This window comes from Amycolatopsis sp. w19, assembly GCF_051373225.1.
GTDB classification, from domain to species: domain Bacteria; phylum Actinomycetota; class Actinomycetes; order Mycobacteriales; family Pseudonocardiaceae; genus Amycolatopsis; species Amycolatopsis japonica.
This window is the reverse complement of sequence record NZ_JBPQFM010000036.1, coordinates 1-12,955: the sequence shown is the minus strand read 5'-3', so window position 1 is coordinate 12,955 and position 12,955 is coordinate 1. Positions and strand designations below refer to the sequence as shown.

At 70.1% G+C, this 12,955-nt stretch carries 13 protein-coding genes; 8 read left to right on the top strand and 5 right to left on the bottom strand.

All coding sequences use genetic code 11. The features are described 5' to 3' along the window. The first annotated feature begins 2 nt into the window (after nucleotides 1-2). Nucleotides 3-2,234: a YrhB domain-containing protein gene (locus tag ACSMFO_RS38070; RefSeq protein ID WP_436462290.1), complete on the top strand. Its 2,232-nt coding sequence runs from the start codon at nucleotides 3-5 to the stop codon at nucleotides 2,232-2,234. Nucleotides 2,235-2,280: 46 nt separating this feature from the next. Here ACSMFO_RS38070 and ACSMFO_RS38065 read toward each other — a convergent pair whose 3' ends face one another. Genes ACSMFO_RS38065 through ACSMFO_RS38050 form a run of 4 tightly spaced genes read right to left on the bottom strand, consistent with a single transcriptional unit; the run spans nucleotide 2,281 to nucleotide 5,520 of the window. Then, nucleotides 2,281-3,255, bottom strand: coding sequence for a DUF6177 family protein (locus ACSMFO_RS38065; RefSeq protein WP_436462289.1), 975 nt, complete (start codon nucleotides 3,253-3,255; stop codon nucleotides 2,281-2,283). Then, nucleotides 3,240-3,596 (bottom strand): hypothetical protein, encoded by a 357-nt coding sequence (locus tag ACSMFO_RS38060; RefSeq protein ID WP_436462288.1) that lies wholly within the window; start codon nucleotides 3,594-3,596, stop codon nucleotides 3,240-3,242. Before ACSMFO_RS38060 ends, ACSMFO_RS38065 begins: the two co-directional genes overlap by 16 nt. A gap of 8 nt (nucleotides 3,597-3,604) precedes the next feature. Further along, nucleotides 3,605-4,858, bottom strand: coding sequence for a sensor histidine kinase (locus tag ACSMFO_RS38055; RefSeq protein ID WP_436462287.1), 1,254 nt, complete (start codon nucleotides 4,856-4,858; stop codon nucleotides 3,605-3,607). Next, nucleotides 4,855-5,520, bottom strand: coding sequence for a response regulator transcription factor (locus tag ACSMFO_RS38050; protein WP_395869933.1), 666 nt, complete (start codon nucleotides 5,518-5,520; stop codon nucleotides 4,855-4,857). Before ACSMFO_RS38050 ends, ACSMFO_RS38055 begins: the two co-directional genes overlap by 4 nt. A gap of 159 nt (nucleotides 5,521-5,679) precedes the next feature. On the opposite strand from ACSMFO_RS38050, the gene ACSMFO_RS38045 reads away from it, so the two are divergent. The 4 genes from ACSMFO_RS38045 (at nucleotide 5,680) to ACSMFO_RS38030 (ending at nucleotide 9,360) form a co-directional block, all read left to right on the top strand. Next, the gene (locus tag ACSMFO_RS38045; RefSeq protein WP_073848060.1) at nucleotides 5,680-6,333 is read left to right on the top strand and encodes a helix-turn-helix transcriptional regulator; all 654 of its coding nucleotides are present in this window, start codon (nucleotides 5,680-5,682) and stop codon (nucleotides 6,331-6,333) included. Next, nucleotides 6,333-7,982, top strand: coding sequence for a right-handed parallel beta-helix repeat-containing protein (locus ACSMFO_RS38040; RefSeq protein ID WP_436462286.1), 1,650 nt, complete (start codon nucleotides 6,333-6,335; stop codon nucleotides 7,980-7,982). Before ACSMFO_RS38045 ends, ACSMFO_RS38040 begins: the two co-directional genes overlap by 1 nt. 9 nt (nucleotides 7,983-7,991) lie before the next feature. Then, nucleotides 7,992-8,657 carry a winged helix-turn-helix domain-containing protein gene (locus tag ACSMFO_RS38035; protein WP_037342057.1) on the top strand — a complete coding sequence of 222 codons (666 nt, stop codon included), beginning with the start codon at nucleotides 7,992-7,994 and terminating at the stop codon, nucleotides 8,655-8,657. Between the two features lie 310 nt (nucleotides 8,658-8,967). After that, a complete protein-coding gene (locus ACSMFO_RS38030) occupies nucleotides 8,968-9,360 on the top strand; it encodes a hypothetical protein (protein WP_436462285.1) in 393 nt (130 codons plus the stop codon). A 74-nt stretch (nucleotides 9,361-9,434) separates the two neighbouring features. On the opposite strand, the gene ACSMFO_RS38025 is transcribed toward ACSMFO_RS38030, so the two are convergent. Further along, on the bottom strand, nucleotides 9,435-10,136 hold the full coding sequence (locus tag ACSMFO_RS38025; RefSeq protein ID WP_007031477.1) for an IclR family transcriptional regulator: 702 nt from the start codon (nucleotides 10,134-10,136) through the stop codon (nucleotides 9,435-9,437). Between the two features lie 79 nt (nucleotides 10,137-10,215). Between ACSMFO_RS38025 and leuC the strand changes: the two genes are divergently transcribed. The 3 genes from leuC to ACSMFO_RS38010 all read left to right on the top strand — a co-directional run. Next, nucleotides 10,216-11,634 carry a 3-isopropylmalate dehydratase large subunit gene (gene leuC, locus ACSMFO_RS38020; protein WP_436462284.1) on the top strand — a complete coding sequence of 473 codons (1,419 nt, stop codon included), beginning with the start codon at nucleotides 10,216-10,218 and terminating at the stop codon, nucleotides 11,632-11,634. Nucleotides 11,635-11,674: 40 nt separating this feature from the next. After that, the gene (gene leuD, locus ACSMFO_RS38015) at nucleotides 11,675-12,277 is read left to right on the top strand and encodes a 3-isopropylmalate dehydratase small subunit (protein WP_073848058.1); all 603 of its coding nucleotides are present in this window, start codon (nucleotides 11,675-11,677) and stop codon (nucleotides 12,275-12,277) included. A 253-nt stretch (nucleotides 12,278-12,530) separates the two neighbouring features. After that, nucleotides 12,531-12,955, top strand: a 425-nt coding sequence (locus ACSMFO_RS38010) for an HU family DNA-binding protein (RefSeq protein ID WP_436462283.1), incomplete at its 3' end; no start/stop codon positions are given.

The following is a 12,955-nucleotide window of genomic DNA, read 5'->3' as shown; positions in this document are numbered from 1 at the left end:
TCGTGCACGCTGGTGAGGCGATCGCGAAGGCACAGGCGTGGCTGCGCTTCGGCACACCCGTGGATCTGACGACGGGGGAGCACGCGGTCCGGATCGAGCATGATCGGGTGCGCGAGGTTCCGGACGGCTGGCTGGTGCCCTACAACACGATTCGCGCGCTGGACGGCGGGGACCGGCTCGCCTCGCTCGTGCCGCGACCGATGCTGCTCGTGCGGGAAAACGGGGAGCTGCGCCGTCCGGATCCCGATCCGGACGGTCTCGGGCCGAGCGTCCCGGTCCCCTTCGCCGGACAGGAGGACTGGCGAGAGATCCTGGAACCCGAGTTCGCGCGCAGCGGGGTGGCCTATCTCGGAGTGCCGGCGAGTGCCGTACTGGGCTGGCGGAAGCACGATCAGGCGGGCCGGCCGACAGAGGAGATCCGGGCCAATCCCGGCTACCGGCCCGGTCCCGAGCGGCTCGGACATCCAGTCATGGAGACCCGGCTCGAACAACTCCTCGGTTGCCTTGAGACCCGTCGCTTCAGTCGTGAGCGCTACCTCGCCGGCCTGCTCACCGCGACGGTCCACATCCCGGTCGACCCGCGGACGGAACGACCGCTTTCCTCTTTGTGGCGGGAGAATCCGCGAGCCTTGGCGGTGTTCAGTTCCAGCAGGCGGGTTCCGGCGGGGACGGTGAAATGGGTGCGGATGGACGCGCTGTCGTTCGCCGCCGAGTTCCCAGGGACCGGCCTGGTCGTCAACCCCGGTTCGGTTCCTTCGGACTCCGTCACCGTCGAGGAGCTCACTTGGGCGCGAGCGCGGTGGCCGGTCCTCCGCGCGATCACGCGGGTCGTGGAGGTCCCCGCCGAGTACTCGGCGCCGGTCGTGGCCGTGATCGAACAGATCCGTGCGGCAACGGAGGGGATCGACCCCTCAGCCGGGCTCCGTGACGCGGCGGGAAAGGCCAGAACGGCCGGATTCGAACTGTCCGTCGAGGACTGCCAGCGGTTCGTGCTCGGCCGGGCGTGGGAACAGCGCAACGGGGTGGAATCCGGCGGGATCGCCTCCCCTGACGACGACATCGAGGGACAGTCCTGGCCCGAGGACCTCGGCGCGAACGGTCTCGTCGCCGGATACGACGCCGCGGGCCGGGTCCGGCCACACGCGTCGGCATCCGGGAAGGTCTTTCGCCAGGACGCCGACGGAGTCCGGTTCGCCTGGCGTCGTATCGCGGGCGCGTTCGCCGGGTTCGCCGCGGGGGAGGCGTTGGGTTCGGCCGTGGACACGGTGACCTGGCCCGAAATCAAGACGAGGTTCGGCGAGGAAGGGGTCGTCGAACCGGTCTCCGACGGACGGCTCGGCCCGTTGACCCGGCGACTGCTCTTCCACACCGAAGGGCTGCTGCGCGCTTTACCGCCGCGGTTCGGTGGCGCCGCCTCAGGCAGGCTGATGGCGCTCGGCGCGCTGCTTTCGCGGCCGAGCCCGGACCTCCCCGAAGGCTGGCTCTCCCGTGTCCCGGAAATCCAGGACGGCCGGTCGGAACCGCCCCCGGTCGCGAACGACGTCACCTTTCTGGTGCTGGGAATGGTGGCGGCGCTCTGTGGTGGCGGGCCCGACTCCGATGCCGCGACCGCCGCGCAGGTCGGCAGGCTGCTCGCGGCCGGTGCCGGTGCCGACGGACCCACCGCCGAGGCGGCCGGTGTGACGGCCGAGCTGTTCACCGGGCTGTTCCACACCGACGCGCCGCCGCCGCAGGTCGTCTGCCGGCGGGTGGCCGAGCGTGAAGGCGCGCGTGGCCCGGCGGTGGCCGCACTCGCCGCCGCGGTGCGCGCTCAGGCAGAGCAGATCCGTCCCGATCCCGAGGAACTGGACGGTTTCGGAACCGGCGACACCGCCGTCGACGCGCTGGGCCGTGCCATGATCGCGGTGTCGCGGCGGTTCTTCGATCCACGCTGGGCGATGCGGGCCGCCGTCAATCACTCCGGGCGCAGCGCGATCACCGGGGCGATCGCCGGCGCGGTGGTGGGGGCACGGGCCGGGGTTCCCGGGCTGCCACAGGAGTGGCTCGGCGGGCTGGGAAGACCCGGCTTGGTGGAAACCGTCGCCGGCGACGCGTTCTGGCACTTCTCGGCTCGCTCTCCGGCTGAAGACGAGCGTTTCGCCGACGAGTGGGCGAGGCGGTATCCGCGGATCTGGCCGCCGTCGGACGCGGGCGGGATGGGCGCGGGCCTCGCCGGTGGCCGGCCTGGAACCTGACGACGGCGCCTTCGATGATCGGCAGCGGGGCCTCTGAACGCCGACCTCAGCCCTGATCCGGCATACCGTAGTGGTGCAGGATGGCGGCCATTTGCTCGTACGGAGGGCGCTGTCCGCCGTCCAGCCTGCACCATGCGGCCTCATGGCCGACGCCGCCGAGGATCGCCACCTTCGCGACCGGTGTCCGTTCGGCGTGTGCGGCACCGTTCCTGGCGACCAGTTCGTGTCCGATGAGGACACCGTAGGGCAGGGCAGGCGGGGTCGGGCCGCTGACCCGCAAGCCGTCCGGCCTGCCGGGGTGAGCGGCGACCACCATCATCCGGGCGAAACCCGCGGCTTCGGCGGCCAGCGTCTCGACGGCGGCCCGCGGAACCGTTCCCGCGGGAGGACCGCTGAGCTCGACCTCCTCCTGCACACCGGCCTCCACCTTCCGCGTGCGCAATCGTCCCACCACTCCGGGGCCGGTCACGATCACTTCCGTGGGGGCGGGCAGCCGGTCACGGCAGAGGTTCGTGAGGGTCGCCGCAGACCACGGCTCGGTGACCGGTTCGGCGGCGCCCCATCCCGCTGGTTCGCCGTCGCCGAGCGCCGACGTCACGGTTTCGACCGCCCTGCCGAGCCGGAGTGTCGCGCCGCCGTCGTGCAGGGTGGTGATCCGCACCTCCAGCGTGCCCGAGCCGGGTATCGGTTCCGCCGGTTCCGCCGCCGTGGCATCCGGTTCGGGGGCGAACCGGGTTCCGTTCCAGCGCAAGGGGAATCCGCGCGTCCCGTCGCGATGACCACCACGGGAGTCCCGGACCACCCATTCGCACCGTCCTTCGCCGAGAAGCAGTTCGAGTGGATACGTGAGACCGCTGTGTTCGGAGGTGACCACTTGGAGCAGCCGACGGCTCGCAGCCGCTTCCCCCGCGGCGGCGATGAGCCGGGGAGAAGCCGAGACGACGGCCCGGAGCTGTTCGACGACGATGGCCTCCGCCGTCTCGATGTCGGCGGTGGGGGTGCCGGTCAGCGGTTCGACCACGACAGTCCTCCTGTTCTTTCGACAAGAGCCCCGATGAAGGCCCTGGCGACCGTTTCCGCTTCCGCATCGTCATCACGCGTGCGGCATTCCACCCACCACACCGGATGCGGGACCTCCACTTCGGCGTCGAGGCCGAGCAGGCGTTGTGCTTCACCGGCGACCCGGACGAACCGGATGTCCTCGATGACCACCAGCGGCCGCCCATCGGGATGATGCAGTTGCGTGACACCGTCTTCCGCCTGCTCCGCGACCAGCAGTTCCGGGCCCGCCACCAGCAGTGCCTCGATGGTCTCCTCCGCGCCGGGTTCGTCGCGGCACAAGCCGATGATGTCGAAGGTCATGCCACTCCTCAGTTCGGGCTGACCGGGAACCGCAGTTCGAAGATCGCGCCGCCCTCGTCGGCGTTGTACACCGCGAGCGTGCCGCCGTGCGCCTGCGCGACCCACCGCACGATCGACAGCCCGAGCCCGGAAGAACCGCCGGTGCTGGCGAACCGGTCGAAGGCATCGCCCGCCATGGTCGTGTCGATCCCCGGGCCGTGGTCGGCGACGGTCACGGTGCCGCCGGCGACGGTCAGGTGCACGAACGCCTTCGCGCCCGGGTGGCGGCCGTAGCGCATGGCGTTGTCGAGAAGGTTGCCGATCGCCCGTTGCAGCAGCGCGGGATCGGCGTTGACCTTCGTGGGCGCGGCGGTGACGGTGACTTCGGCGCCTTCGGTCGCGGTGTCCTCGACGATGCCCACCACCAGCTGATCGAGCCAGATCGGCTGGATGCTCAGCTGTTCCACGCCCGCGGCGAGCCGGGCGCGGACGAGCAGGTCGTCGATGATCCCGCCCATTCTCGCGGCGAGCCGGACGGTGCGCGGCAGGAGTTCCGCGGACTGCGCGGGGTTGGCCATGGCGGTTTCGGCGAGCGCGCGCAGGGCGGCGACCGGGGTGCGGAGGTCGTGCGCGGTTTCGGCGAGCAGGACCTCCTGCTGCTGCAAGGCCGCGGCCGCGGGGCGGATCGAGCGGCCGGACAGCAGGTGGCCCGCGAAGCCGAGGATCGCGACCAGCAGCACGGTGCCGCCGATCACCAGCAACGTGAACCGGGTGTGCGCGGAGTCCTCGGCCTCGGTGGACTGCACCGCGACGACGGCCGCGAACGTCTTGCCGTCGCCGTCGCGCAGCGGTTCGGCGCGGACCTTGACCATGGCGCCGTCGGACGCCTTTTGGTGACCCTGCACCAGCTTGCCGGTCTTCACCGCCTCGGTCGCCAGGCCGTTCAACAGCTGCGTGCTCATCGGGACGCAGTTCGCCCGGGAGAAATGCGGCTGGAACGCGGGCGCCCCGCCGGACAGGATCGCGAACTGGGGGCAACGGTCGTTCAGCACGTCGGTGTTGACCAGACCGAAGCCGACGGTGCCGTCGTATTCGACCAGCCTGCTGACCGAGGACGTGACCTGGGTCAGCGCGGCGTCGATCCGTTCGTCGCCCTGGTCACCGTCCTCGTTGATGAGCAGCCACGCGAAGACGACCAGGCCGAGCGTGTTCATCACGGTGAACAACACGGTCAGCGTCCAGCGCAGCCTGCGCAGCCGGTCGGCCGAGGAATGGGTGTTCACCGGGCGCCCAGCCGGTAGCCGAGGCCGCGGACGGCGTGGATCAGCTCGGGCTCCTTCAGCTTGCGGCGCAACCGCTTCACCACCACATCGACCACATTGGACATCGGATCGGCCTGCGCGTCCCAGCAGTGCTCGATCAGGTCGGCCCGCTGCACGGGCAGGCCCGCCCTGGTCAGCAGGTATTCGAGCACCGCGTACTCCTTGTTGGTCAAGGTGAGCAGCACGCCCGCGCGCCGCACCTCACGCCGCGCGCAGTCCATCACCAGGTCTTCGTGCTGCAGCACCGAGGGCCGGTCGAACGCGGATCGGTGGCACAGGTTCGCCACCCGCTCGGTCAGCTCGGCCATCACGAACGGCTTCACGAGGTAGTCGTCGCCGCCGTGCTCGAAACCCGCCACCCGGTCGGCGAGCGCGTCGCGCGCGGTGAGGAACAGCACCGGCGCCCGCCAGCCCAGCTGCCGCCGCATGTGCACGTATTCGATCGCGTCGCCGTCCGGCAACATCCGGTCGAACACCACGCAGTCGTGGTGCGTTCCGCGCAGCAGCCGGTCCGCGGTCGCGATGTCGCCCGCCTCGTCGACGACGAAGCCGGCCGCGCGCAGCTGCGTGACCAGTGCGAGCCGCAGATTCCCGTCGTCTTCGACGACCATCACCCGTGTCATCAAAACCTCATGTTCGGACAGCGAAAGTAGACGCGTGCAGTTCCCGGTGCCCCTGAACGCTAACGCGTCGGGTGCCCGTGACCGCCCCGGTGGCGGGGAACTGGCATGAACAGGACGTCGTCGGCGGCACCGCGCCGGGGGAAGAGGGAGGTACCTGCGATGACCGTGCAGACCGGCCAGCTCAGTCTGGTCACGGGAGCGGGCCCGGGCGGCGACCGGGCGGGGCTCGGCGAGCTGCTCGCGGAAGCGACCGGCGAGGTGCTCGTCATGAGCACGGGAACGGACACCGCGTTCCAGCGGATCGCGCTCGGAGGCGTGCGCCCCGGCGTCCGGCACAAGGTGCTCTTCCCCGACTCCGCACGGATGTCCGGCGCGCTGAACCGGATGTCGCGGGCGGGCGCCGAGGTGCGGACCGACGCCGAGGTCCCGATGGACGCGCTGGTGATCGACCGGACCTCGGTCGTCCTTCCGGCGGAAGGCAGGCAGGCCGGTTCCGCGGTGTTCCGCCTGCCCGGCGTGGTCACCGCGACGGTCGGGCTGTTCGAGCGGATCTGGCAGGCCGCCGCCCCGCTCGTCCCGCTGGACCTCCCGGAACCCGAGAACGCTTCGATCCTGACCTGCCGCGAACAGGAACTGCTGACGCTGCTCTTCTCCGGCACGACCGACGAATCCGCCGCCGCGCGGCTCGGCGTCTCGGTGCGGACGGTGCGCCGGATGGTCGCCGACATCATGAACCGGCTCGGTGCCCGCAGCCGGTTCCAGGCAGGCGCCAAGGCCGTCGACCGCGGCTGGCTGATGGCGAAGGCGGGCTGATGACCACCTCGACCTCCGGCCGGGTCCTGCTGGTGTCCCAGCGGCCAGGCGCGTACCCGACCATCGGCGACGCCTTGGTGGACGCGTCCGACGGCGCCGTCATCACCATCGCTGGCGGCGAATACGCCGAGACCGTCGAACTCGCCGGTCTCCGGGTGACGTTGGCCGCGGCGGACGGCGCCACCGTCGTCGTCGACGGCCGAGGGGCCGACCGGCCGGTTTTCCGCACCACAGGAGGAGCTCTCACGCTCGACGGGATCGAAGTCCTGGCCGGCGGCGCGTCCGCGATCCAGGCCGACGACACGGAACTGGCCGTCCGGAACTGCACCGTCTCCGGCGGCCGCGGTCCGGCGATCGCGATCCGCGGCACGACGGCGTTCGCCGTGACCGGTTGCGTGATTTCGTCGGCGGAGCAGGGGATCCTCGTCGACGGTTCGCCGGGGAGGATCGAGGACACCACCGTCGAAGACGTGCTGGGGGACGGGATCACCGTCGGGCAGGGCGCCGATCCGGTCGTCACCGGGTGCACGGTGACCGGCTGCGGGCTGAGGGGCGTCTACGTCTACCAATACGCCCGGCCGGTCGTCGAAGGCTGCACCGTCTCGCACACCGGTCACGAAGGCATCGCCGTGGCGCACCACGGGGTGCCGGTGATCAAACGGTGCACGGTCACCGACACCCGGGGCCCGGGGATCTCGTTCGCGTCCGGTTGCGGTGGCGAGATCTCCGCTTGCCGGGTCTCGAACACGGCGGAACCGGGGATCGCCATCGCCGAGGGGGCGACGCCGACGGTCGGGGAGACCGCGGAGCCCGGCGCGGTGGGGGACGACGCGTTGGAGGAGATGCTCGCCGAACTCGACTCGATGATCGGCCTTCCCGGGGTCAAGGAAGAAGTCCGTTCGCTGGTCGACGAGTTGCAGGTCAACGAATGGCGCCGCCGGGCCGGGCTGCCGGTCGGGGCTGCCGGGCACCATCTGATCTTCGCGGGCGCGCCCGGCACGGGGAAGACGACGGTCGCGCGGATCTACGGCAAACTGCTGAAGGCGTTGGGAGTCCTGCCGGTCGGCCAGTTCCGCGAGGTGTCCCGCCGGGATCTCGTCGGGCAGTACATCGGGCACACCGCCGAAAAGACCGCGACGGTCTTCGAGGAGGCCAAGGGTGGGGTCCTGTTCATCGACGAGGCCTACACGCTCACCCGGCTCGCCGGTTCCGGCGGCGATTTCGGCCAGGAGGCGATCGACACCCTGGTGCCGTTGATGGAGGAACATCGCGACGAGGTGGCGGTGATCGTGGCCGGGTACACCGGCGAGATGGTCGATTTCCTCGCCGCCAACCCCGGTCTCGCGTCGCGCTTCGGCAAGACGATCGAGTTCGAGAACTACAGCCCCGACGAACTGCTCGCCATCTTCGGGCGGATGGCGTCGGCCGGGGATTACGAACTCGATCCCGCCGCGGGCCCGGTGCTGACCGGCCATTTCCGGCGCGTTTCCGGCGACGTCAACTTCGGCAACGCGCGGGACGCGCGCCTGCTGTTCGAGAAGGCGCGTACGGCTCAGTCGCAACGTTTGCGGCTGCTGGGCCGGATGCCCGCGATCGAGGAACTGCGCGGGTTGCACGTGGCCGACGTGGAGGCCGCCATCACGCGATAACGTTTCCGTGTGCGGGTGCTGGTGACCGAGGACGACGAGAACTTGCGGGTGGCGCTGGAATTCGCGCTGCGCGGCGACGGCTTCGCGGTGGACACCGCCGCCGATCTGCCGGGCGCGGACGAGGCGTTGACGGTGAACGCCTACGACTGCGCGGTGTTCGACCGGATGCTGCCTTCGGGTGACGCGCTGGCCTATGTCCGCAACCGGCGCAGCGCCGGATGGCCGATGCCGGTGCTGTTCCTGACCGCGCGCGACAGCGTCGCCGACCGGATCGACGGTTTGCGTGTCGGTGGCGGCGATTACCTGGTCAAGCCGTTCGCGATGCCGGAACTGATCGCGCGGGTGCGCAGCCTGTGCCGCCGGGACATGGCCGGGCAGGCGGTGATCCTGCGCTGCGCCGACGTCGAACTCGACACCGGCAGGCACCAGATCTCGCGGGCGGGCGTGCTGCTCACCGTGACCCGCAAGGAGTATCTCGTCATGGAGCGGCTGATGGCCGCGACCGGGCGGCCGGTCTCGCGGCGGGAGCTGATCCGGTACGCGTGGGACGAGATGGCCGATCCGGCGTCCAACGTGCTGGACGTCGTGATCGCGCGGCTGCGGCGGAAGCTCAAGGACCCGCCGCTGATCCACACCGTGCGAGGGTCGGGTTACCGCATGGCGCCGCTTCAGTAGGCCGCAGGATTCGTTGCCTCACCTGTCCCCGGCGCCTCGTGAGTCACAGGGGAGCCGCGGCGACGGGACGGCACGCGTGATCCGACGGACGACACGCGTGATCAGATGGACGCCACGCGTGTCCGCGCGGACGGCTCGGCGCGAACCCGGCCGCGCCCCGTGTCGTCCGTCCAGTCACGCGTGTCGTCCATCTGATCACGCGTGCCGTCCCTCCCGGGACCCCGCCCGAATGAGACCGTCGACACCCCGCGCGTCCCGGATGTGCCATGCTCGACAGCGCACGAGGCGGCGAAACCGAGAGGTGACGAGGGTGTCCATCTGGGCAGGCGTGATCAATTTCGTCCGGGCACGGTACGAAGTGCTCGAAGAGCGGGGGGACTGGCTCCGGTTCCGGGTCGACACCGAGGACGGCCGCGGACAGCAGGTGTCCTTGCACCACCTGCCCGACCATGACGGCGCGGAGTGGGTGGAGATCTCGTCTCCGGTCGGCTGGGCCGACAAGATCGATCTGCGGCGCCTGCTCGAATTGGCCGGTGGCGGTTCGGTCGGCGGCGCGGCCGTCGTGGACGGCGTCGCGCTGCTCAAGCACACGGTCCCGCTGGTCGACCTGAACCTGGTCAACGAGTTCGAACATCCGCTGAAGTCCCTCGTCACACGTGCCGACACCCTCGAACACGAGCTGACCGAGGCCGACGAGTTCTGAGCCGGCCGGTCCTTTCGGGACGGAAACGAGTGAAGGCCCCCTGCGCCGCAGGGGGCCTTCACTCGTTTCGAGGGTCAGAGGCGCTCCTGCAGCGCGTCCGCGGCGGCGAGGAGGTCCGCGGCCCAGCGTGCCCCCGGCTTACGCCCTATACGTTCGATGGGCCCGGAAACCGACACCGCGGCGACGACGGTGCCCGTCGAATCCCGTACCGGCGCCGAGACGCTCGCCACACCCGGTTCCCGTTCGGCCACGCTCTGGGCCCAGCCGCGACGGCGGACTTCGAGCAGGGTGCGCTCCCCGTACACCGCCTCGGTGAGGATCGTGCGCTGGGTGTGCGGATCCGACCACGCGGCGAGCACCTTCGCGCCGGAGCCCGCGGTCATCGGCAGCCGTGAACCGATCGGCACCGTGTCACGCAGCCCGCTCGGCGGTTCCGCCGTCGAAACGCAGACGCGCTGGACGCCGTCGCGGCGGTACAGCTGAACGCTTTCGCCGGTGATGTCGCGCAGTTTCGGCAGCACCGAACTCGCCGCGTCGAGCAGCGGGTCGGTCGAACCGCCCGCCAGTTCCGCGAGTGCGGTACCCGGGCGCCAGCGGCCGTCGGGGCCGCGCCGCAACAGGCGATGCACTTCGAGGCCGACCGCGAGCCGATGCGCCGTCGCGCGCGGCAAACCGGTCCGCGTGCACAGTTCCGCCAGGCCACAAGGATCTTCGGCCACGGCCTGAAGCACGGCCACGGCCTTGTCGAGTACTCCGATACCGCTATGCTGTCCCACAAGCCGATACTATCTTCCCGAAGTTTGAGATGTCCAGATGGTGGGAAGCACCTATTCCATCGCATGTGAGGAGCCGGAAATGCCCCGGACACTGGCCGAGAAAGTGTGGGAGTCGCACCTGGTGCGGCGCGGCGAGGGGGCCGAGCCCGACCTGCTCTACATCGATCTCCACCTGCTGCACGAGGTCACCAGCCCCCAGGCGTTCGACGGACTCCGCCTGGCCGGCCGGAAACTGCGCCGCCCCGACCTCACCATCGCCACCGAGGACCACAACGTCCCGACGATCGACATCGAGCTGCCGATCGCGGATCCCGTTTCCCGCACCCAGGTCGACACCCTTCGCGCCAACTGCAAGGAGTTCGGCGTCCGGCTGCACCCGATGGGCGACGCCGAGCAGGGCATCGTGCACGTCATCGGCCCGCAGCTGGGCCTGACCCAGCCCGGGATGACCGTGGTGTGCGGTGACAGTCACACTTCGACGCACGGTGCCTTCGGCGCCATGGCGTTCGGCATCGGCACCTCCGAGGTCGAACACGTGATGGCCACGCAGACCCTGCCGCTCCGTCCATTCAAGACGATGGCGATCACGGTCGACGGGCAACTGCGGCCCGGTGTCACGGCGAAGGACATCATCCTCGCGGTGATCGCGAAGATCGGCACCGGCGGCGGGCAGGGCTACGTCCTCGAGTACCGCGGTGAGGCCATCGAAAAGCTGTCGATGGAAGCCCGGATGACGGTGTGCAACATGTCCATCGAAGCCGGCGCGCGCGCCGGGCTCATCGCGCCGGACGAGACGACGTTCGCGTATCTGAAGGGCCGTCCGCACGCGCCGCAGGGCGCCGATTGGGACGCCGCCGTCGAGAACTGGCGCGAACTCCGCACGGACGACGACGCCGTCTTCGACGCCGAGGTGCGCCTGAACGCCGACGAGCTCACGCCTTTCGTGACCTGGGGCACGAACCCGGGCCAGGGGCTCCCGCTGGGCGCCGAGGTGCCCGACCCGGAGCGCATCGGCGACGAGAACGAGCGCATCGCCGCTGAAAAGGCCCTGTCCTATATGGACCTGAAGCCGGGCACGCCGCTGCGCGAGATCGCGGTGGACACCGTCTTCCTCGGCTCGTGCACGAACGGCCGGATCGAGGATCTGCGGGCCGCCGCGGGCGTCCTGCGCGGCCACAAGGTCGCCGATTCGGTGCGGATGCTCGTGGTCCCCGGCTCGATGCGGGTCCGCCAGGCGGCGGAAGCCGAAGGGCTGGACCGGGTCTTCACCGAAGCGGGCGCGGAATGGCGTCAAGCGGGCTGCTCGATGTGCCTCGGCATGAACCCGGACCAGCTCAAGCCGGGCGAGCGCAGCGCGTCGACCTCGAACCGCAACTTCGAAGGCAGGCAGGGCAAGGGCGGCCGGACGCATCTGGTGTCGCCGCTCGTGGCGGCCGCCACGGCCGTGCGGGGAACGCTGTCCAGCCCCGAAGACCTCCAGCCCGCCGCCGCTCGCTGACGGCACTGACATCGCTGACATCCGCGAAGGAGTTCCCAACATGGACGCGTTCACCCACCACACCGGCGTCGGGGTCCCGCTGCGCAGGTCCAACGTGGACACTGACCAGATCATCCCGGCGGTCTACCTCAAGCGCGTGAGCCGCACCGGCTTCGAGGACGGGCTCTTCGCCGCCTGGCGGTCCGACGAGTCGTTCATCCTCAACCAAGAGCCCTTCAAGAGCGGGTCGGTCCTGGTCGCGGGCCCGGACTTCGGCACCGGTTCTTCCCGTGAGCACGCGGTGTGGGCCTTGATGGACTACGGCTTCCGGGTCGTGATCTCCTCCCGGTTCGCGGACATCTTCCGCGGCAACTCGGGCAAGCAGGGCCTTGTCGCCGCTCAGGTCGAGCAGGCGGACGTCGAACTGCTGTGGAAGCTGCTCGAAAACGAGCCCGGCACGGAGGTCACGGTGGACCTCGAGTCGAAGACGGTACGGGCCAAGGACTTCACCGCGCCCTTCCAGATCGACGACTACACCCGCTGGCGGCTCCTCGAAGGGCTCGACGACATCGCCCTGACACTCCGCCACGCGGATGAGATCGACACTTTCGAGACCGGGCGCCCCTCCTGGAAGCCGGTGACCCTCCCGGCAGCCTCCTCCTAGGGCAGGTCAAAGGGGGCGGATTCCCTTGCTGAGCAGGGAATCCGCACCCTGGCCGGGAGTCCTCGGCACAGCCCCGAAACCACACCGAACGGCACCTCCGGAGGCCCTCAAGGGGTCCCTCGGGAGGCGGAACAGCCCCCGAGACAAGGGAAATTTCCGCGCGTCGTTTGGAATTTGTGCTGCATTGGTAATACCGTGTGCGCTAAGTCGGCCGACGGGGCCGTGTACAAGTAGTTCTTCTTGGAGGACTGGAATGGCCAACAAGGCCCAGCTGATCGAGGCGCTGTCGGAGCGCCTGGGCGACAAGAAGGTCGCGTCGGAGGCCGTCGATGGCCTTGTCGACATCATCATCCGGACGGTCAACAAGGGCGAGAAGGTGAACATCACCGGCTTCGGTGTGTTCGAGAAGCGCGCCCGCGCCGCCCGCACCGCGCGGAACCCGCGCACCGGTGAGACCGTTCGCGTCAAGAAGACCAACGTGCCCGCGTTCCGCGCCGGCACGACCTTCAAGGACGTCATCAGTGGTTCGAAGAAGCTGCCGAAGGCCACCGCTGTGAAGCGCGCGACCGCCGGCACCGCGACTCGCGCCACCGCCACCCGCGCGACGACGACCCGGACGGCCGCCAGCCGCCCGGCCGCGACGCGTTCCACGACCACGCGGACCCGCGCCGCCGCCAC